This window comes from Terrabacter sp. RAF57, from assembly GCF_052113925.1.
Taxonomy (GTDB): domain Bacteria; phylum Actinomycetota; class Actinomycetes; order Actinomycetales; family Dermatophilaceae; genus Terrabacter.
On record NZ_JBFRDT010000002.1, the window covers coordinates 278,912 to 298,493 of the forward strand.

Below are 19,582 nucleotides of genomic sequence, written 5' to 3' on the forward strand. Positions count from 1 at the left end.
CCTACGGTGGACACGTGACGCGCAGCCCGCTCTTCCTCGCCGCCCTGGCGAGCTCGGCCGTGCCGGGCCTCGACCCGGTGACGGTGGAGGGTGTCCCGGGCCGTCCCGGCGACCTCTTCGAGATCGCCTACGTCCAGGACAGCCAGGACCGCCGCTGGGTCGTCAAGGCGCCGTGCACGTCGGCGGCCGGCGCGATGCTCGACGACATCTCCGCCCTGTCCGGCCTGCTCGGGCGCCGGCTCGACGTGGCCATGCCGATGGTCCGCGGCCTCGCCCAGGTGCCGGAGGGCCGAGCGGCCGTCTACCTGCGCGTCCCCGGTCGACCCCTCGACTTCGCGGGGCTCCGTCCGGGCCCGTTGACGGCCGAGGTGGGTCGCACCCTCGCGCACATCCACAACGTCGAGCACCTGCTCTACGAGGAGGCCGGGCGACCCTCGTACGACGCCGAGGCGTACCGCCGCCGCCAGCTCTCCGAGCTCGACCGGGCCGCGGCGACGGGGCACGTGCCCACCGGGCTCCTCACGCGGTGGGAGCACGCGCTCGAGGACGTCTCGCTGTGGCGCTTCGCGCCGAGCACGGTCCACGGCACCTTCACCGGCGAGAACGTCCTCGCGTCGTTCGACGACGACGACGACTCGTCGAGCGGTCACGTGCGTGGCGTCCTGGCCTGGGAGGCCAGCCGCATCGGCGACCCGGCGGACGACTTCGCCGAGCTCGCCAGTCTCGCGCCGGCCGAGACGCTCGATGCCGTGCTCGAGGCCTACGCCGAGTCGCGCATCGAGCGACCTGACGTGCACCTCGTGCGCCGGGCCCGGCTCGCGGCCGAGATGGCGCCGCTGCGGACCCTGCTCCACGCCCTCGCCTCGGGCCAGCTCGACGTCGTCGAGCGCACCGCCGACGAGCTGCGCGCCCTCGACGGCCAGGTCGAGGACGACGACCGTCGTCACGCGCAGGAGGACGCCGAGCGCAGCGAGCGCACCCGACAGGCGCGAGAGCGCGCCGCAGCGGTCCTCGACCCCGACGACCCCGAGCGGCCCGAGCCCGAGTGGGACGCGACCCAGCCGCACGTGCCCTTCCCGATGCTCGGCGCGACCCAGGCGATCTCGATGACCTCGCTGCTCGACGAGCCGGAGGCCCCCGATGACTGGACCGCCGGGGACGCCGAGGCGCCCTCGACGTCGCCGGAGGCGGCCGATGCGGCACCGGGTGACGCCGTCGCGGCCTACGACATGCCAGCGGTCCCCGACGGGACGGCCGAGCCGGACCGGTCACCGTGGCACGACGAGACCGTCGAGGAGTCCCAGCCCGTGCCGCTCACGGCCGCGGACGCCGACGCCTCCACCTTCGAGATCGACGAGGTCGAGGCCCTGCCCGAGGACGCCGACGGCGTGCTCGACCTCCACGAGGGCGCCTCCGACTTCGTGCCTGTCGAGCACCGACCCGAGCACCCCGCGCACGACGCGCGCAGCTGACGGGCCCAGGCCGCGTCGTCGAGTGGCCCCGAGACCCCACCCGTCACTCCCGTCGAGTGGCCCCGGCACCCCACCGGTCCCACACGGACGGACCGGATCGGTGTGACGGGGCGGCCACTCGAGTGGGACGGGGCGCTCACTCGAGGGGGCTAGTCGGGGAGGGTGCGGAGCAGGTCGACGAGGGCGCCCTCGCCCGGGAGGTCGGGACGCACCGTGACACCTTCGCCCGCGTAGTAGAACGCCGCGTCGACGAGCGACGGGTCGACGCCGCGCAGCCGGGCGAAGGCGACGGCATACGCCGCGAGCTGGAGCGCGCGGACGGTCGCGTCGCGCCCGGTCGGCCTGGCGCCCGTCTTCCAGTCGACGACCGTCCAACCGCCGTCGTCGCGAGGGAAGACGGCGTCGACCCGGCCGCGGACGGCGATCCCGTCGATGACCGTCTCGATCGACATCTCGATCTCCTCGGGGATGCGGTCGGCCCACCCGCTGGCGAGGAAGCGCTCCTTCATCCCGTCCAGGTCGCCGTCGTCGGCTGCCCCCTCGTCGGCGCTGCCTGGGAGGTCGAGCAGGTCGACGAACGCGGCGCGCGCGTAGTGCTCCTCGATCCACGCGTGGAAGGCCGTGCCCTGCCGCGCGGCGACGGCCGGCGGGCTCGGCATCGGACGCCGGAGGGACATCGCGAACGCCTCCGCGTCCCGGGCCAGCGAGACGACCGCGGACGCCGAGAGGTGGCGAGGGACGTCGACGACGGACTCATCACGAGACCGCCGGGCCGCCTGCTCGGCGAGCAGGATGCGAAGGTCGTCGACGCGCGGATCCCCTTGCGGCACAGTGGGACCCGCGTCCACGAGGGCGGCGATCCGTCGGTGCGCGTCGAGCAGGCCGGCGCGCCTCGCCCCCATCGGGTCATGCGGCCACAGCTGTGAGATCGGGACGGCCAGGTGCGGGTTGGTCGGTGCCGACGCCTTGCCCTTGTCGTCGACGACCGGCTCGGGGTCCGGCGCCCAGGCGGTGCGCACGACGGATCCGGGCAGGGTCTCCTCGACCTCGGTGATGAAGCGTGACGGCACCGACAGCGTCTTCTTCGCCGAGCCCCACAGGTGGGTCGTCAGGAGCATCGCGGACCGTGCGCGCGTCAGCGCGACGTAGGCGAGGCGCCGCTCCTCGGCCACGGCATGACGCCCACCGTCGAGCACGAACGCGTCGATGGCGGCGCTCAGTGCCTTGCGGTCGGGCACCCCGCGCCAGTCGAGGTGCGGCAGGCCGGCTCGGTCGCCGCGCAGGTCGTAGGGCAGCGAGTCGAGCCCGATGAGCCAGCCCTTGTCCTTGACCTCCCCCGAGCAGGCGTATGCCGTGGGCTCGCTGTCGGCGACGGGCGCCACCGCTGTCGCGCCGTGCGCCGGGAAGACTCCCTCGACGAGGGTCGGGACCGCGACGACGTCCCACTCGAGCCCCTTGGCCGCGTGCACGGTCAGGACCTGGACGGCGTCGGCGTCGGACTCGGTGTGCCCGGCGTCGAGACCGCGCTCCTGGTCGCGGGCGGCATCGAGCCAGCTGAGGAAGCCGGACAGGGTGGGTCGATCGGCGGTCGTGGCATAGCGCGCCGCGACGTCGGCGAAGGCGTCGAGGTGCACGCGGGCGGTCGAGGCCGTGTGTTCGGGCCGCGAGAGCACCTCGATGTCGAGCCCRATCGCGACCTCGGCCTCGGCGACGAGGTCGACGAGGGGCAGCGCCGTGAGCCGACGGAGCCGCCGCACGACGTCGCCGAGCTCGTGCAGCCGGGCCAGTGCCTCGTCGCCGATGCGGGCGCCGTCGCGTCCGGTCCACCCGGCGCGAGGCAGGTCGTCGAGGGCCTCGACGAGCGTGGCGGTGTCGGCACTGTCGGCCGCGAGGTCAGAGCCCCGGCGGTCATCGGCTGATGCCGTGCCGCCACCGGCACCCGCCACCTCCGCCACGACRCCGTCCGCCGGAGCGCCGTCGCCCGTGGGTGTATGGCCTCCGGAGGGCCCGGCTCCCGGGCTCCCCTGCGCGGCGACTGCGCCGGGGCCGCCGGGCGCCGGCTGGTCGGGTGCGGTCGAGGTGGCGGCCCCGACGCGGGGCGTTCGCCGGTGCAGCTCACGCGCCCACGCCCACAGCCCGGCCAGGTCGGCCGCGCCGAGACGGACGACGGGCCCGGTCAACAGGCGCATCAGCTGGTCGCCGCGGCTGGGGTCCTGCACCACCCACAGAGCGGCGACGAGGTCGCTGACCTCGGGGGTGACGAGCAGGCCACCGAGGCCGACGACCTCGACGGGCAGCTGGTGGCGGCGCAGCGCCTCGAGGACGACGGGGAAGGTCGAGCGTCGCCGGCACAGCACGGCCGCGCTGCGGCCGGTGCGCCGGCCGCTCGGGCTGAACCAGTGCGCGGCGATCCAGGCCGCGAGGTGGTCGGCCTCCTCCTCGGCGGTCCCGAGCCGCGCCACCTCGATCGTGCCCACCCCGGCGCCTGGCCGAGGCCGCAGCGGCTGCACGTGCTCGGTCGCGAGCGGCGCGGCCACGGCGTTGGCCGCATCGAGGATGAGCGAGTCGTTGCGCCAGCTCGTCGACAGCGGCAGGACGTCGGCGGGGCCCTCGTCGCCGCCGAACTCGGACGGGAAGCGCAGCAGGGTGGTCGCGCTCGCGCCGCGCCAGCCGTAGATCGACTGGTTGGGGTCGCCGACGGCGGTCAGCGCCACCCCGGAGTGGTGGAAGAGCGAGCGGAGCAGCTCGAGCTGCGCCTCGGACGTGTCCTGGAACTCGTCGAGCAGCACGGCCCGGAACCGCTCGCGCTCGATCTCGCCGACGGCCGGCACCGAACGGGTGAGCCGGGCCGCGATGGCCATCTGGTCGGCGAAGTCGAGGGACTCGCGCTCGCGCTTGAGCGCGAGGAAGGCCTCGACGATCGGCAGGACCGTGCGGCGCTCGCGCAGGACGGCGACCGCGTCTCGCGCGGCGGTGAGCGACCCACGGCCCTCGCCGTCGGGCAGGGCGTCGAGGCGCGCGAGCACGGCGTCAAGATGGTCCATCACGTCGACGGGCGTGCGCACGTGCTCGGCCATCTCGCCCGCGAGCGCCATGACGGCCTGGATGACGGTCGCCTCGCTCTTGACGACGTCGTCCATCGGACCGTCCCAGCGCGACACCGCCTCGGCAGCCAGCTGCCACGCCCCGGCCTCGGTGAGGATGCGGAACTCCGGCTCGATGCCCACCCGGAGGGCGTGCTCGCGGACGAGCCGGCCGGCATACGCGTGGTAGGTGGAGACGGTGGGCGTGCCGCCGAGCACCTCGGCGCCCGTGCCGTCGTCGGCGGGCGGCGTCCAGATGCCGGCCCGCTCGAGGCCTCGCAGGCGCTTGGCGATGCGCTGGGAGAGCTCGGCCGCGGCCTTGCGCGTGAAGGTCAGGCCGAGCACCTGGTCAGGGTCGACGAGGCCGTTGGCGACGAGCCACACGACGCGCGCCGCCATCGTCTCGGTCTTGCCCGAGCCCGCGCCGGCGACGACGAGCAGCGGGCGGGCACCCGCCTCGATGACGGCGGCCTGCTCGGCCGTGGGCGGCGGCATCTCGAGCGCCGTCGCGATGTCGAACGCACTGTGCGCCACCGTCGTCGCGGGGCGCGCCTCGGTCGTCGTCACAGGGCGTCTCCCTCGGGCTGGACGGGGCACGACGACCGCACCGGGCAGGTCTCGCAGGCCTTGCCCTGCGCAGCCCGGAACTCGGCCGCCCCCATCCCCTCGGCGGTCTCCTGCACGAGCGTCCGTGCCCACGTCGGGTCGTCGCTGCTCGCGAGCGGTGGCTGTGGCAGCACGCTCGGCTTGAGCCCGCAGAGCCCTCCCTTGCCGATGAAGGCGAGCGCCGCCCCGGCACTGCGGTCTCCGAGCGCGGGGAACCCGCCTTCCTCGACGGCCACCTGGTAGGCCCCGAGCTGGCCGTGCTGGGCCAGCTCGGCCTTGGTCGGCTTGGACTTGCCGGTCTTGAGGTCGACGATGCGCAGGCGGCCCTCGGCGTCGCGCTCGATGCGGTCGACGCGCCCGGCCACGACGGCGCGCCCCACCTCGACCCGGAAGTCGGACTCGATCCCGACGCGCTCCCAGTCGCGCTCGGCGGCGGACCGGTAGGCCACGAACCGCGTCACCATGTCGTGCGCCTCCTGGTGGGTGCGGTCGGTGACCCAGCCGGGCTTGAGCCCGAGGCGTCCCCACCGTGCGTCGACCTCGTGCTTCAGCTCCTCGAGCGGCGCGTCGGGCAGCTCGGCGACGATGTCGTGGACGAAGGTGCCGACGGAGGCTGCGCCGAGGGACACGCCCTCGCCACCGACCGACGTGAGGAACCAGCGCAGCCCGCACTCGGCGAAGTAGGTGACCTTCGACGGCGACACGGACACGGGCTCGTCGGGTCGGCGCACGGGACGCTCGCTCGTGACCGACCGGAGCGCCCACCACGAGGTCGGGTCGGCCCCGCGCACGCCCTCGCGCGCCGCGGCTGCGAGCAGGTTGAGGGCCGGCTCGGCGACGCCGGGGTCGGGGCTGACGGCCTCGCGCCTCAGCTCTCCGACGAGCCCCGGCAGGGCCATGGTGCGCGCCACCTCGGAGTGCGGGCGCACCTCGTCGGCCAGACGCGTCGTGGCAGGCGGGTCGACGAGGTCGAGGTAGACCGACGGCTGCTCGTCCTCGTTGCCGACGGCGGTGACGAGCAGCCGCTCGGTGGCGCGGGTGACGGCGACGAGGAAGAGGCGCGTCTCGTCGTAGCGCACCGCGGCCTGGGCGGCGCGGAAGCCGAGCGGCCGCTGGGCGACGACGTCGACGAGGTCCTCGGACCCGAGGACCGAGCCGCGCAGGCGCAGGTCGGGCCACACGCCCTCCTGCACGCCCGCGACGACGACGATGCGCCACTCCCGGCCGGCGGCGGTCTGCGGCGTCAGCAGCGCGACCCGGCCGCCGGACTGACCGCCGACGAGCAGGGTGTCGCCGGGGACGTCCTGGCCCTGGATGTGCTCGAGGAACTTGTCGGGGCCGGCGGTCGGCAGCCGGTCGACGAAGGCGCCCGCCGCGTCGAAGAGCGCGAGCACGGCGTCGAGGTCGCGGTCGGCCCGCTCGCCCGACGTGCCTCCGGAGAGCGCCTGCCGCCGCCATCCGTCGGCAACCCCCGCGCCCTGCCAGATGGCCCAGAGCACGGACTCGGCCGTGACCCCGCGCGCCCACCGGCCGTCGTCGGCGACTCTCGCCGCCGCGGCGCCTGCGGCGAGCGCCGTCGCGATGCGTTCGGCGGGCCGGGCGGTCGGCCCGAGCATCCGGGCGCGGGGCTGTGACTGGAGCAGCTCGGCGAGCAGCTCGTCGCTCGATCGCCCACCCCCGGAGGCGAGCTCGTCCTGCCGGAGCAGTCGCCGCAGCCGCCGCAGACCGACGGTGTCGCTCCCCCCGACCGGCGACAGCACGAGGTCGGCGGCCCGCACGGGGTCGATGACGTGGCTCTCGCCGCGGTGCTCGGCGCGGGCGATGGCGATGCTCTCGTCGAGCAGGTGCAGCAGCGGGCGCACCGCGCTCTCGTCGCGCACCGGCGTCTCGGCGCTCCCGGCCTCGACCGGCACCCCGGCCTGCCCGAGCAGGCGACGCATCGYGTCGGCGCGGCCCGATCCGCGCACGATGACGGCCATGTCGGTCCAGGGCACGCCCTCGACGAGGTGCGCCCGGCGCAGCAGTGCCGCGACGTGAGCCGTCTCCTGGGCGGCGGACCGCAGCAGGGCCACCTCGACGGTGCCCCGCGACGGGTCGCCGGTCGCCGACGACATCCGGCGCTGCTCGCCGCCGCCGAGCGCCCCGATGCGCCGCGAGACCCGGTCGGCCACCCCCACCATGGCCGCGCCGAGCCGGTAGGTCCGGTCGAGGACGACGGTCTCGCTCGCACCGTCACCGGCGTCGTCGATGAGGTCGAAGAGCCCGCCGACGAAGCGGGGGTCGCGCCCGCTCCCCGCGAGGTCGGTCCAGCCGTCGGCGAGGAAGCGCGGGTCGGCGCCGCGGAAGGTCTGGACGGCGACGTCGGGATCGCCGAGGAGCACCACCCGAGGGCCACCGGCACCGGCGACGACGCGCAGCAGCCGCGCCGCTGCCGACGTCAGCTCCTGGGCATCGTCGACGACGACGAGGCGGATGCGCTCGTGCAGCCGGTCGAGTGCCGACGGGTCGTCGTCGAGCAGCTCGGCCACCGCGGTGAGCACCCACGCGGGGTCGTAGGAGCCGTGCCGGCTGAACGAGGTGACCTGGTCGTACTCGCGCAGCACGTGCGCCGCCGCAGCCCACTCGGGCCGGTCGTGCTCGTCGGCGAGACGAGCGAGATCGTCGGGGCCCTGCCCCAGCTCGACCGAGCGCATGAGCAGGTCGCGCAGCTCGTTGCGGAAGCCGCGGGTCGTAAGCGCCTCGCGCAGCTGCTCAGGCCATGCCGGCCCGCGCACCTCCCCCGACGCGTGCCCGGCGAGCAGGTCGCGCAGGATGACGTCCTGCTCGGGGCCGTTGAGCAGCCGGGGCGGTGGGTCGCCGCGCAGCGCCGCCTCGGCCCGGAGCACCCCGAAGCCGAAGGCCTGCCACGTCCGGGCGAGCGACTCGGTGGACGTGCCGCCGAGCCGCGCCGTGACCTGCTGGCGCAGCGCGCCGGCCGCGCTGCGGCTCGAGGTGAGCACGAGGCACGAGTCGGCCCGCAGCCCCTGACGGCGCACGGCGTCGACGACGAGCTCGACCGCGACGGTCGACGTGCCGGTGCCCGGCCCGCCGAGGACCCGCAGCACCCGGGCCGAGGAGTCGAGCGCGGCCTGCTGCCGCTCGTCGAGCCGCACCTGCGCCGGGGCGAGGGCGGGAGCTCGACGGAGGATGACCACCGGAGGATTCCATCACGCCTGACCGACACCCGCGCACGACCCGATGGCGTATGCCGTCCGCCCCGTCCCGATGGACGCGCCCCGTTCCTGACTCGGCGGGGCCCAGGGCCCTCGGTGACGCGACCTCGACCCAGCCGCCCGCGGCGCGAGCGGGCACGCGAAGGGCCCGGGACGGCATACGCCATCCCGGGCCCCGTGCGGTGCTTCAGGCCGTCACCTGACGTCGAAGCGGTCGGCCTCCATGACCTGCGACCAGGCAGCGACGAAGTCGTGGACGAACTTCTCGGCGGCGTCGTCGCTCGCGTAGACCTCGGCGARGGCGCGCAGCTCGGAGTTGGAGCCGAAGAGCAGGTCGACGCGGCTGCCGGTCCACGTCTGCTCGCCGGCGGCGTTCGTCGCGGTGAACGTGTCGCCGCCCTCGTTCGCAGCGGTCCACGTCGTGCCGAGCTCGAGCAGGTTGACGAAGAAGTCGTTCGTCAGCGTGCCGACGCGGTCGGTGAGGACACCGGTCGTCGAGCCACCCGTGTTGGCGCCGAGGACGCGCAGGCCGCCGACGAGGACCGTCATCTGCGGGGCCGAGAGGCCGAGCAGGTTGGCACGGTCGACGAGGAGGTACTCGGCCGGCACGCGACCGGGCTTGCCGACGTAGTTGCGGAAGCCGTCGTGCCGCGGCTCGAGGTAGCCGAACGACTCGACGTCGGTCTGCTCCTGCGTGGCGTCGACGCGGCCGGCGCGGAAGGGCACCTCGACCGTGACGCCGCCTGCAGCAGCGGCCTGCTCGACCGCGACGTTGCCGCCGAGGACGATGAGGTCGGCGAGCGAGACGGTGGCACCGCCACGGCCGTTGAAGTCGGCCTGGATGCCCTCGAGGGCGCGCAGGACGGTCGCGAGCTCGGCCGGGTCGTTGACGTCCCAGCCGCTCTGTGGCTCGAGGCGCACGCGGGCACCGTTGGCGCCACCGCGCTTGTCGCTGCTGCGGAACGTCGACGCGGACGCCCACGCGGCCTTGACGAGCTGGGTGACGGTGAGGTCGGAGTCGGCGATGGCCTGCTTGAGCGTCGCGATGTCGTCGGCACCGATCGGCTCACCGGCGGCGGTGGGGAGCGGGTCCTGCCACAGCAGCTCCTCCTGCGGCACCTCGGGGCCGAGGTAGCGCTCGACCGGGCCCATGTCGCGGTGGGTCAGCTTGAACCAGGCACGCGCGAAGGCGTCGGCGAACTCGGCCGGGTTCTCGTGGAAGCGGCGCGAGATCTTCTCGTACGCCGGGTCGACGCGCAGGGCCAGGTCGGTCGTCAGCATCGTGGGCAGGCGCTTGGCGCCGCCCTCGTTCGGGGCCGGGATGATCGCCTCGGCATCCTTGGCGACCCACTGGGCCGCACCCGCGGGGCTCTGCGACAGCTCCCACTCGTGACCGAAGAGCAYGTCGAAGAACGTGTTGTCCCACTGCGTCGGCGTGGGCGTCCACGTGACCTCGAGGCCGGACGTGATGGCGTCCTGGAGCTTGCCGGTGCCGTAGGACTGCTTCCAGCCGAGGCCCTGCTCCTCGAGCGGGGCACCCTCTGGCTCAGTGCCGACGTACTTCAGCGGGTCGGCGGCGCCGTGCGTCTTGCCGAAGGTGTGACCACCGGCGATGAGGGCGACGGTCTCCTCGTCGTTCATCGCCATGCGGCCGAACGTCTCGCGGATGTCGCGGGCGGACTGCAGGGGGTCCGGGTTGCCGTTGGGACCCTCGGGGTTGACGTAGATGAGCCCCATCTGGACCGCGGCGAGCGGGTTCTCGAGGTCGCGGTCGCCGGTGTAGCGCTCGTCGCCGAGCCACTCGGCCTCCGAGCCCCAGTAGACGTCGGCGTCCGGCTCCCAGACGTCCTCGCGTCCGCCGCCGAAGCCGAACGTCTCGAAACCCATCGACTCGAGGGCGACGTTGCCGGTGAGGACGATGAGGTCGGCCCACGAGAGCTTCTGGCCGTACTTCTTCTTGACCGGCCACAGCAGGCGGCGGGCCTTGTCGAGGTTGCCGTTGTCGGGCCAGGAGTTGAGCGGGGCGAAACGCTGCTGCCCGGCACCCGCGCCGCCGCGACCGTCCTGCACGCGGTAGGTGCCGGCGCTGTGCCAGGCCATGCGGATCATGAACGGGCCGTAGTGGCCGAAGTCGGCGGGCCACCAGTCCTGCGAGTCGGTGAGCACGGCCGCGATGTCGGCCTTGACGGCGGCGAGGTCGAGGCTGGTGAAGGCCGCGGCGTAGTCGAAGTCCTCACCGAGCGGGTTGGCGACCGCGGGGTTCTTGGCGAGGATCTTGAGGTTGAGGCGGTTGGGCCACCAGTCCTCGTTGCTCGTGCCCGCGGGGCGGGTCGACCGGTCGTGGGCCACGGGGCACTTGCTGGCCTCCGGCTCGTTCATCTCGCCGACTTCGGCGTTGGGCTGGTGGAGCTCAGACACGAGGACGTCCTTCTCTTTCTGGGGTGGGCAACTTCAGGAGGCGGCCTCGGCGGCGCACTCGGGGCAGATGCCCCAGTACGTCACCTCGGCCTCGTCGATCACGAATCCGTGGGGGTCGGATGCCGTGAGGCAGGGGGCGTGGCCGACGGCGCAGTCGACGTCGGCGATGGAGCCGCACGAGCGGCATACGACGTGGTGGTGGTTGTCGCCGACGCGCACCTCGTAGCGGGCGACGGAGCCCGTCGGCTGGATGCGGCGCACGAGTCCTGCGTCCGTGAGGGCGCGCAGGACGTCGTAGACGGCCTGGTGGGACACGTCGCCGGCGACCTCGCGAACGCGCCGGATGACCGTGTCGGTGTCGGTGTGCGGGTGGTCGTGCAGGACCGAGAGGACGGCGACGCGCTGGCGCGTGACGCGCATCCCGGACTCGCGCAGCTGCACCTCGACGTCGGCTCCGGTCATGCCCCGAGTCTCCCGGCTTGTCTGGAACAAATCAAGTCTTGACCACTCTCTGGCGACCGAGCCGGTAGAGGTGCCAGGCCACTGCGGCCATCCAGATCGGCAGCAGGACCCCGTAGAGAGCGATCGGTGCGCGGCGATGTGGGCGAGCCTGGCCCAGCCGCCCTCGGTGGGCGCGGCCGGAGCCGCCACGGCCAGGACGATGCCGGCCGTCACCATGACGACGAAGACACCCGGCGCAGACCCCACCGATCCGGTAGAGGCGGGCCCACGACGGGTCCGACCCCGTCACCGCGGCGCTCCCGCTGCCCGGCGCCGAGGCATACGTGGACATGACCATCGGACCGTCTCCCTGGTGACCTGGCTGACGACGTGGCGTCACCCTCGTGAGCGACCCGCAGCCACGGGCCGCTCTCCCACCCTCACGCGCCGCGGCCCGGACCGGCAGGGCCGAAGGTCCCGGCAGGGGTCCCGACGTCCGGACGGGACCGTGCGTCCGGGATCCCGCGTCAGGTGTCAGCCGCGACGACCTCGACCTCGAAGCCCTCGCCGCTCTCGAGGTAGGCGGCGTAGTGCTGCGCGCCACCGGCATACGGGTGGCTGTCGGCGAACATCAGCGTCCAGCCGCCCTCGCCGCAGGCGTCGACGAGCGCGTCGACCTCGGCGCGCGAACCGCCATGGAAAGCAAGGTGGTTCAGGCCCGCGCGGGTGCGCTCATGGCGTCCGGCGACGACGTCGGGGCCGGCCTCGACGACGACGTAGAGCGAGCCGAGCTCCCACGCCTGGCCGTGCCCCCAGTCGTCACCGAGGTGGTAGCCGAGCCGTCCGAGCAGCCAGCCCCACTCGCGCGTGGCGGCGGTGATGTCGTCGACCCAGATCTCGATGTGGTGCAGCCCGCCGCGCGGCCCCGCTCCCCTGGTGGCACCGGACGCCGCCGGCGCTCCGCCGAAGTCCCAGCGTGCCCGGCCCATGTCGGCGCGGCCACCCTCGACGAGCCCGCCCACCATGGGCGTCCCCTCGGCCCGCCAGTGCTCGAGGGCCTCGTCCTCGAGGCCCTGCGGCGGCCGACCGTCGGAGCGGATGACCCGCCACCACGGCAGGTCGGACCCGTAGCGGCTCATCACGGTGCCCACCGTGCGCGGACCCATGCCGCCGAGGCGCTTGGCGATGTCGCCGTAGGCGAGCACCCGCCCCTCGGGGATGGTCGCGACGAGGTCGAGCACGCGCTCGGCGTGGTCCTCCAGCGGCACGGGCGTCCTCTCAGTACTCGGGTTGGCTCGGGTCGATCTCCCGGAGGTAGGCGAGTATGCCGCCCTCGACGTTCGCGACGTCCGTGAGCCCCGCGCGCAGCGCGAGCCGAGTCGCCTCGGCCGATCGGCCACCCACCTTGCAGTGGATGAGCACCCTTCTGTCCGTGGGCAGCTCGTCGAACGCCTCCCCGGACCGGAAGCGGTCGAGGTGGATCGCGACGGCGCCGGGGATCGAGGCGATGGCCCGCTCCTCGTCGCCGCGCACGTCGACGAGCAGGGGCGGCTCGTCGGCGGCGAGCTCGCCCACCATGTCGTGGACGGTGACCGTCGGCAGGTCGCCCTCGTCGAGGGCGGCGGCACCGGGCACGCCGCAGAACTCGACGTAGTCGATGAGCTCGGTGACGGTCGGCTCGTCGCCGCAGACCGGGCACTCGGGGTCGGCCCTGACCGTCAGGGTGTCCCAGGTCTGGCGCAGCGCGTCGTGGACCACGAGCCGGCCGACGAGCGGCTCGCCGATGCCGAGCAGGAGCTTGATCGCCTCGGTCGACTGGATCGACCCGATGACGGCGCACAGGACCCCGAGCACGCCGCCCTCGGCGCAGCTCGGCACCGAACCGGGCGGCGGTGGGTCGGGGAAGACGCAGCGGTAGCACGGCCCGTGACCGGCCCACCACACCGAGACCTGGCCGTCGAAACGGAGGATCGAGCCCCACACGTGCGGCTTGCCGAGCATGACGCAGGCGTCGTTGACGAGGTAGCGGGTCGGGAAGTTGTCGGTGCCGTCGACGACGAGGTCGTAGTCGCCGATGATCCCCAGGGCGTTGCCCGAGTCGAGCGCGACGTCGTGTCGGACCACCTGGACGTGCGGGTTGACGCGGTGGACGGCGGCCTCCGCGGACTCGGTCTTGAGTCGACCGATGTCGGCGTCCGAGTGGATGACCTGGCGGTGGAGGTTGGTGAGGTCCACGACGTCGGCGTCGACGACCCCGATCGTGCCGATCCCCGCCGCGGCGAGGTAGAGCAGCGCGGGCGACCCGAGACCACCGGCACCGATCACGAGCACCCGGGCGGCGGCCAGGCGCTCCTGCCCGTCGCGGCCCACGTCGGGCAGCAGCACGTGGCGGGCGTACCTCGTCGTCTCGGCCTTGCTGAGCGCCCGACCCGTCTTGACCAGCGGATCCGTCGACATGCCCTCACCGTACTGCTCGGTATGGTGAGACGGACACGGTCGTCTGCGGGGGCGGACGCCGAGGACCGACGAGCAACGCGCCCACACCCGAAGAGGATCCGCATGGCAGACGAGACCACCCCGCCGGGCCGCGGCCAGCGGCTGCCCCGATCGGAGCGGCGCGCCCAGCTGCTCGACGCCGCGCTCGGCGTCTTCGTCGAGAACGGCTACCACGCTGCCGCGATGGACGACATCGCGGCGCGGGCCGGGGTGTCCAAGCCGGTGCTCTACCAGCACTTCCCCGGCAAGCTCGAGCTCTACCTCGCGCTCATCGACCAGCACACCGGCGAGCTCGAGGAGCTCGTTCGCGACGCCCTGGCCCTGTCGGACAACAAGGCCCGCATCAACACGATGACGCGCGCCTACTTCGACTTCGTCGGCCAGGAGGGCGCGGCGTTCCGGCTCATCTTCGAGTCCGACCTCGCCAACGAGCCCGAGGTGCGCCGCCGTCTCGACCAGATCGACCTCACGTGCGCCGAGGCGATGGCCGAGATCATCCGCAGCGAGACCTCGATGGACCAGGAGGAGGCCGTCCTCGTCGGCGTGGCCTTCGTCGGCCTGGCGCAGACGTCGGCCCGCCACTGGCTGACCCACGAGGCGACGCTCTCCAAGGAGACGGCCGTGCGCCTCACCGCCGCGCTCATCCGCCGCGGCTTCGGTGCGTTCCCGGTCGTCGGACGGGGCGAGGGCCGCGGCGACGAGGGCGACAGGCCCGGCGGCCCGGCCAGGGAATCGGTCGGCACGCCGGCTCGTTAAGGTGACGACAGGACGCGGTCGACCGCGTCCACCAGAACTGAGAAAGCAGGTTTGACGTGGAGGTCCGCATCGGCGTGCAGAACGTGGCACGCGAGATCACCTTCGAGACGACCCAGAGCAGCGACGAGATCTTCGCCGCCGTCAAGGCGTCGCTCGGCTCCGAGGCCCTCGAGCTGACCGACGACAAGGGCGGTCGCATCATGGTCCCGTCTGCCTCGATCGGCTACGTGACGACGGGTGCCGAGCGCAAGTCGGGGGTCGGCTTCGGCGCTCATTGAACGCGTCCGAGGAGCACGACCCCGCCGACATTCCCGGTACCGGCCACGGCGACCGCCGCGACCCGCCGGAGGACCACCGCCCGAGGACGGGCCGTCCGGGCATGACGAAGGCCGCCGACCACCACGGTCGGCGGCCTTCGTCATGCCCGCCGAGACGGCGTCCCGACACGTCCTCCGTCGGGGTGTGGCCCGGAGCGACCATGCGGGTACAAGGTGGAGGAACGAGCCGGGATCGCCGGGTCGTCGCCGCCCGTCCTGCGGGCTCGAAGGAGGAAGCGTAGACATGATCGGAACCATCCTTGCCGCCCTCGTCGCGGGTGCGATCGTGGGACCGCTCGCCCGGCTGGTGCTCCCCGGGAAGCAGGACATGAGTGTCCTGCTCACCGTCATCCTCGGTGCCATCGGCTCCCTGATCGGCGCGTTCATCTACTACAAGGCCACCGGTGTCAACGACACCAAGGGGATCGACTGGATCTCCGGCCTCATCGGCGTCGTCGTCGCAGCCGCGCTCATCGTCGGCTACGGCATGATCACCGGCAACCGCCAGACGCGCTGACGCTTTCGGACGAGCTCCCGACCCGGGTCCCTCGTCCCCTTCGTCCCCTCGCGGGCGAATCCCCGTGGAATTGGCAGGCGCCACATCCACCACACCAGCCCCACGCGATGGGACATTGATCTCGTCGCATGTGTTGTCCGCGCCCCTCGCGGACCAAGCGGTCGCCCTGTGGCGGCCAGAAGGAGCGTCACATGATCGGAACAATCATCGGGGCCATCATCGTCGGTGCCATCATCGGTGCACTCGGCCGTCTGATCCTCCCCGGCAAGCAGAACATCTCGCTCGTCGTGACGATCCTCATCGGCATCGTCGCCAACGTCCTCGTGACGTTCGTCGTGCGCCAGCTCGGCTACTCCAACAACTCGGGCATCGCGTGGATCCCGCTGATCCTCGGCGCCATCGTGGCGGCGATCATCATCGTTCTCTACGGCCGCATGAGCCACAAGTCGGTCTGACCGACCGCACGACCGAAGGGCCCGACCGCACGCGGTCGGGCCCTTCGGCATGTCCGCCCACCCCGTGGCGTATGCCGTGTCGCCCGGTCCGAGGGACCGCGGCCTCCGTCGGTGGCCGGGAGGGCGGCATACGCCCTCTCAGGCGGACAGGCCGAGGCGCTCCATCCGGCGGGAGTGCTCGTCGGTGAGGCGGGCGAACATGCGGCCGAGCTCGGCGAGGTCGGCCCCGGCACGCCCGGGGGCCCCGACGAGGATGCTGGCCAGCGCGTCACGCTCGACGCCCACGCGCTGGGCCTGGGTGATGGCCTCGCCGACGAGGCGACGGCCCCAGAGCGCGAGCCGGCCCGCGAGGCGCGGGTCGGCGGCGATGGCCTCGCGGACGACGGTGACCGCGAAGTCGGCCTGACCGGTGTCCTCGAGGACGCTGACGACGAGCGCGCGCGTGTCCTCGTCGACGTAGCGCGAGATCTCGCGGTAAAAGTCCTGGGCGATGCCCTCGCCGACATAGGCCTTGACGAGTCCCTCGAGGAAGTCGGAGGCGGCCGTGCGCTCGTGGAAGGCGTCGACGGCCGCCACGAACGGCTCCATGGCCGACTCCGGCTCGACGCCGAGGGACTGGAGGCGCTCGGTGAGCACCGAGTAGTTCTTCAGCTCGTGGGCGGCGAGGACGGCGAGCGCCGACTTGTGGTGCAGCGTTGGCGCGAGCTCGGCGTCCTTGGCCAGCTGGCTGAAAGCACGCAGCTCGCCGTACGCGAGCGCACCGAGCAGGTCCGTGACGGCGGCGAGGTAGCCGGGCTCGTCGGTGCTCTCCTCGCGGCTCCCATGGTCCGTGTCGACCTGGGGTCGTTGCGTCGCGTCGTCGCTCATGCGCCCAATCTAGTGACGGAGTTCGGGCGTTCTGCCCGCATGCCGGTAGACTGGGCTTGACAACTCGGTGCCCGGTCGGCCCGATGGTTTGCCCAGATGGTGCTCGCGGAGTCCCCGCGCACCGGTGGAGCCCGCACCGCGTCCAAGCAGTGCGAGAGCCACCCACCGTCCCTGACAGTCTCCGATCGGCCCGTCACGCGCCACTGAGCTCCCGCACCGTCGGGGTGCTCGTGCCGATCGAGAGATGCCCATGACCCAGCCCCACGAGACCCCTGCCGACGCGGGGGTCGCCACGGACGCGCCCGAGCCCACCGTCGCCGAGACGGTCGCGGACACGGCTCCCGAGGCCCCCACCGAGTCGGCCGAGCCGCTCACCCCCGCGGCCGAGGAGCCGGTCGCCCCCGAGCTGACCTTCGCCGACTTCGACGTCCACCCCGACATCGTCGCCTCGCTCGCCGAGCACGGGATCGTCCACCCCTTCCCCATCCAGGCGATGACGCTGCCGGTCGCCCTCGGTGGCCACGACATCATCGGCCAGGCCAAGACCGGCACCGGCAAGACCCTCGGGTTCGGCGTGCCGATCCTCAACCGCGTCCTCGCCCCCGGCGACGCCGGCTTCGACGAGCAGGCCCGTCCGGGCAAGCCGCAGGCCCTCGCCGTCGCCCCGACGCGCGAGCTCGCCGTCCAGGTCGCGAGCGACCTCGAGCGGGCCGGCCGCAAGCGCGGCGTCCGCGTCCTCACCGTCTACGGCGGCCGCGCCTACGAGCCGCAGATCGAGGCCCTCAAGAAGGGCGTCGAGGTCGTCGTCGGCACGCCCGGCCGCCTCATCGACCTGGCCAAGCAGGGTCACCTCGACCTGTCGCAGGCGCGCACCGTCGTGCTCGACGAGGCCGACGAGATGCTCGACCTCGGCTTCCTGCCGGACGTCGAGACCCTCATGTCGCTGACGCCGGCCTCGCGCCAGACGATGCTCTTCTCCGCGACGATGCCGGGCGCCATCGTGGCCCTCGCCCGTCGCTACATGTCCCAGCCGACGCACATCCGGGCGATGGGCGACGAGAACGAGAACGCCCACACGGTCAAGGCCGTCGAGCAGTTCGTCTACCGTGCGCACGCCATGGACAAGGTCGAGATGCTCTCGCGCATGCTCCAGGCCAACGGCCGTGGGCTGACGATCATCTTCAGCCGGACCAAGCGCACCGCCGCCAAGGTGTCCGACGAGCTCGTCGAGCGTGGCTTCGCGGCTGCCGCGATCCACGGTGACCTCGGGCAGGGTGCCCGCGAGCAGGCGCTGCGCGCCTTCCGCAACGGCAAGGTCGACATCCTCGTCGCCACCGACGTCGCGGCCCGCGGCATCGACGTCGAGAACGTCACGCACGTCATCAACTACCAGTGCCCCGAGGACGAGAAGACCTACCTGCACCGCATCGGCCGCACGGCCCGCGCCGGCAACACCGGTGTCGCGGTGACCTTCGTCGACTGGGACGACCTGCACCGCTGGGCGCTCATCAACAAGACGCTCGACCTCGGCATCCCCGAGCCGCAGGAGACCTACTCGAGCTCCGACCACCTCTACAGCGACCTCGACATCCCCACCGACGCCAAGGGCCGCCTGCGTCGCTCGCAGCAGAAGCTCGCGGGCCTCGGTGCCGAGGAGATCGAGGACCTCGGCGAGACGGGCAAGCGCCACGGCAAGTCCGGCGCGGGCGCCGGAGCCGGTCGCGGCGACCGTGACCGGGGTGAGCGCGGTGACCGCGGTGACCGTGGCGGCGACCGTGGGCGCTCGCGCTCCGACCGCGGCCGCGGCGACGCCGAGGCGAACGGCTCGTCCGGCTCGTCCGGCTCGTCCGACGCCGGTGAGACGCCGGCCGCCGAGGGCGGCGAGAACCGCCCCCGCCGCAGCCGCAACCGCCGTCGCACCCGTGGCGCCGGCGCTGCAGCCGCCGGTGCCGCAGGCGAGGCCGGTGGCTCCGAGTCGTCGGCTGCTGCCGGCAACGGCCCCGACGATGCGTCCGACGCCGCCGAGGGTGGGGCGCGTCCGCCGCGCCGTCGCCGTCGTGGCGGTGCCGGCCGCGGTGGTGCGGGTCGCGGCGAGTCCGCGCCCGCGACGGCCGCTGCCGAGTGACGCAGCGACGTCGAGCCACATCGGCTGACGTCGCCTCCAGCACGTGAGAGGCCCGGGTCGACACCACACGGTGTCCGCCCGGGCCGTCGCACAGCCCGGGGGGCTGCTCGCGCACCCGGTCGGGTCCACGCTGCGGTCAGCCCGGGTCGGCGCCGTGACGGGCTCCTACGCTGGGGCGAGACGCCGGCACCGAGGAGGCCCACCCATGAAGCTGCACGATCGCATCGACGAGCGCCTGCGCGCCTTCATCGAGGCGCAGCACCTCTTCTTCGTCGCGACGGCGCCGCTCGCCTCCGACGGGCACGTCAACCTCTCCCCCAAGGGCCTCGACGGCACCTTCGCGGTGCTCGGCGAGCACGAGGTCGCCTATCTCGACCTCACGGGCAGCGGCTCCGAGACCGCGGCACACCTGCGCGAGAACGGTCGCGTCACCGTCATGTTCTGCGCGTTCGAGGGGCCGCCGAACATCGTGCGGCTGCACGGGACCGGTCGCTACGTGGCGCTCGGTGAAAGCGAGTTCGACTCGTACCGTGGGCTCTTCGCCGACCACCCCGGGGCACGGGGAGTCGTCGTCATCGACGTCGAACGCGTCTCGGACTCGTGCGGCTATGCCGTGCCGTTCATGAGCCACGAGAGCGACCGGGACCTACTGACCCGGTGGGCAGGCAACCGGGGTGACGAGGGCCTGGCGACCTACCGTGCGACGAAGAACGCGACCTCCATCGACGGCCTCCCCGCCCTCGACCCGACGGCCACACCATCAGCCGCAACCGACTGACGTCGCCACCCACCCCTCGAGGGGCAGGTGACGCCGGGA

At 73.3% G+C, this 19,582-nt stretch carries 14 protein-coding genes; 7 read left to right on the top strand and 7 right to left on the bottom strand.

Annotated elements, in window-relative coordinates; all coding sequences use genetic code 11:
- Positions 1-14 precede the first annotated feature (14 nt).
- On the top strand, positions 15-1,472 hold the full coding sequence (locus AB4Y83_RS03135; RefSeq protein ID WP_442295999.1) for a phosphotransferase: 1,458 nt from the start codon (positions 15-17) through the stop codon (positions 1,470-1,472).
- 149 nt (positions 1,473-1,621) lie between these two features.
- Here AB4Y83_RS03135 and AB4Y83_RS03140 read toward each other — a convergent pair whose 3' ends face one another.
- The 6 genes from AB4Y83_RS03140 to moeB all read right to left on the bottom strand — a co-directional run bounded on the left by AB4Y83_RS03140 (position 1,622) and on the right by moeB (position 13,689).
- Positions 1,622-5,122, bottom strand: a complete 3,501-nt coding sequence (locus AB4Y83_RS03140) for an ATP-dependent helicase (protein ID WP_442296000.1) — start codon at positions 5,120-5,122, stop codon at positions 1,622-1,624.
- The gene (locus AB4Y83_RS03145) at positions 5,119-8,355 is read right to left on the bottom strand and encodes an ATP-dependent helicase (RefSeq protein WP_442296001.1); all 3,237 of its coding nucleotides are present in this window, start codon (positions 8,353-8,355) and stop codon (positions 5,119-5,121) included. The genes AB4Y83_RS03140 and AB4Y83_RS03145 overlap by 4 nt, the downstream gene beginning before the upstream one ends.
- Positions 8,356-8,568: 213 nt before the next feature.
- Positions 8,569-10,752: a catalase/peroxidase HPI gene (gene katG / locus AB4Y83_RS03150; protein ID WP_442296188.1), complete on the bottom strand. Its 2,184-nt coding sequence runs from the start codon at positions 10,750-10,752 to the stop codon at positions 8,569-8,571.
- 72 nt (positions 10,753-10,824) lie between these two features.
- Positions 10,825-11,253: a Fur family transcriptional regulator gene (locus AB4Y83_RS03155; protein ID WP_442275082.1), complete on the bottom strand. Its 429-nt coding sequence runs from the start codon at positions 11,251-11,253 to the stop codon at positions 10,825-10,827.
- 506 nt (positions 11,254-11,759) lie between these two features.
- Positions 11,760-12,500: an MGMT family protein gene (locus tag AB4Y83_RS03160; protein WP_442296002.1), complete on the bottom strand. Its 741-nt coding sequence runs from the start codon at positions 12,498-12,500 to the stop codon at positions 11,760-11,762.
- Between the two features lie 10 nt (positions 12,501-12,510).
- Positions 12,511-13,689: a molybdopterin-synthase adenylyltransferase MoeB gene (moeB, locus tag AB4Y83_RS03165; RefSeq protein WP_442296003.1), complete on the bottom strand. Its 1,179-nt coding sequence runs from the start codon at positions 13,687-13,689 to the stop codon at positions 12,511-12,513.
- Positions 13,690-13,791: 102 nt separating this feature from the next.
- Between moeB and AB4Y83_RS03170 the strand changes: the two genes are divergently transcribed.
- From AB4Y83_RS03170 to AB4Y83_RS03185, 4 genes are all read left to right on the top strand, one after another.
- On the top strand, positions 13,792-14,484 hold the full coding sequence (locus AB4Y83_RS03170; protein WP_442296004.1) for a TetR/AcrR family transcriptional regulator: 693 nt from the start codon (positions 13,792-13,794) through the stop codon (positions 14,482-14,484).
- A 56-nt stretch (positions 14,485-14,540) separates the two neighbouring features.
- Complete coding sequence (locus AB4Y83_RS03175; RefSeq protein WP_026864027.1) at positions 14,541-14,762, top strand: DUF3107 domain-containing protein; 222 nt, start codon at positions 14,541-14,543, stop codon at positions 14,760-14,762.
- A 283-nt stretch (positions 14,763-15,045) separates the two neighbouring features.
- Positions 15,046-15,318 carry a GlsB/YeaQ/YmgE family stress response membrane protein gene (locus tag AB4Y83_RS03180; RefSeq protein ID WP_056770754.1) on the top strand — a complete coding sequence of 91 codons (273 nt, stop codon included), beginning with the start codon at positions 15,046-15,048 and terminating at the stop codon, positions 15,316-15,318.
- 191 nt (positions 15,319-15,509) lie between these two features.
- Positions 15,510-15,773, top strand: coding sequence for a GlsB/YeaQ/YmgE family stress response membrane protein (locus AB4Y83_RS03185; RefSeq protein ID WP_056770758.1), 264 nt, complete (start codon positions 15,510-15,512; stop codon positions 15,771-15,773).
- Between the two features lie 138 nt (positions 15,774-15,911).
- On the opposite strand, the gene AB4Y83_RS03190 is transcribed toward AB4Y83_RS03185, so the two are convergent.
- Complete coding sequence (locus tag AB4Y83_RS03190) at positions 15,912-16,640, bottom strand: ferritin-like fold-containing protein (protein WP_442296005.1); 729 nt, start codon at positions 16,638-16,640, stop codon at positions 15,912-15,914.
- A gap of 250 nt (positions 16,641-16,890) precedes the next feature.
- Between AB4Y83_RS03190 and AB4Y83_RS03195 the strand changes: the two genes are divergently transcribed.
- Entirely contained in the window at positions 16,891-18,765 is a 1,875-nt protein-coding gene (locus AB4Y83_RS03195; protein ID WP_442275087.1) for a DEAD/DEAH box helicase, read from the top strand.
- Between the two features lie 205 nt (positions 18,766-18,970).
- Positions 18,971-19,543, top strand: coding sequence for a pyridoxamine 5'-phosphate oxidase family protein (locus AB4Y83_RS03200; RefSeq protein WP_442275088.1), 573 nt, complete (start codon positions 18,971-18,973; stop codon positions 19,541-19,543).
- Positions 19,544-19,582: the final 39 nt, after the last annotated feature.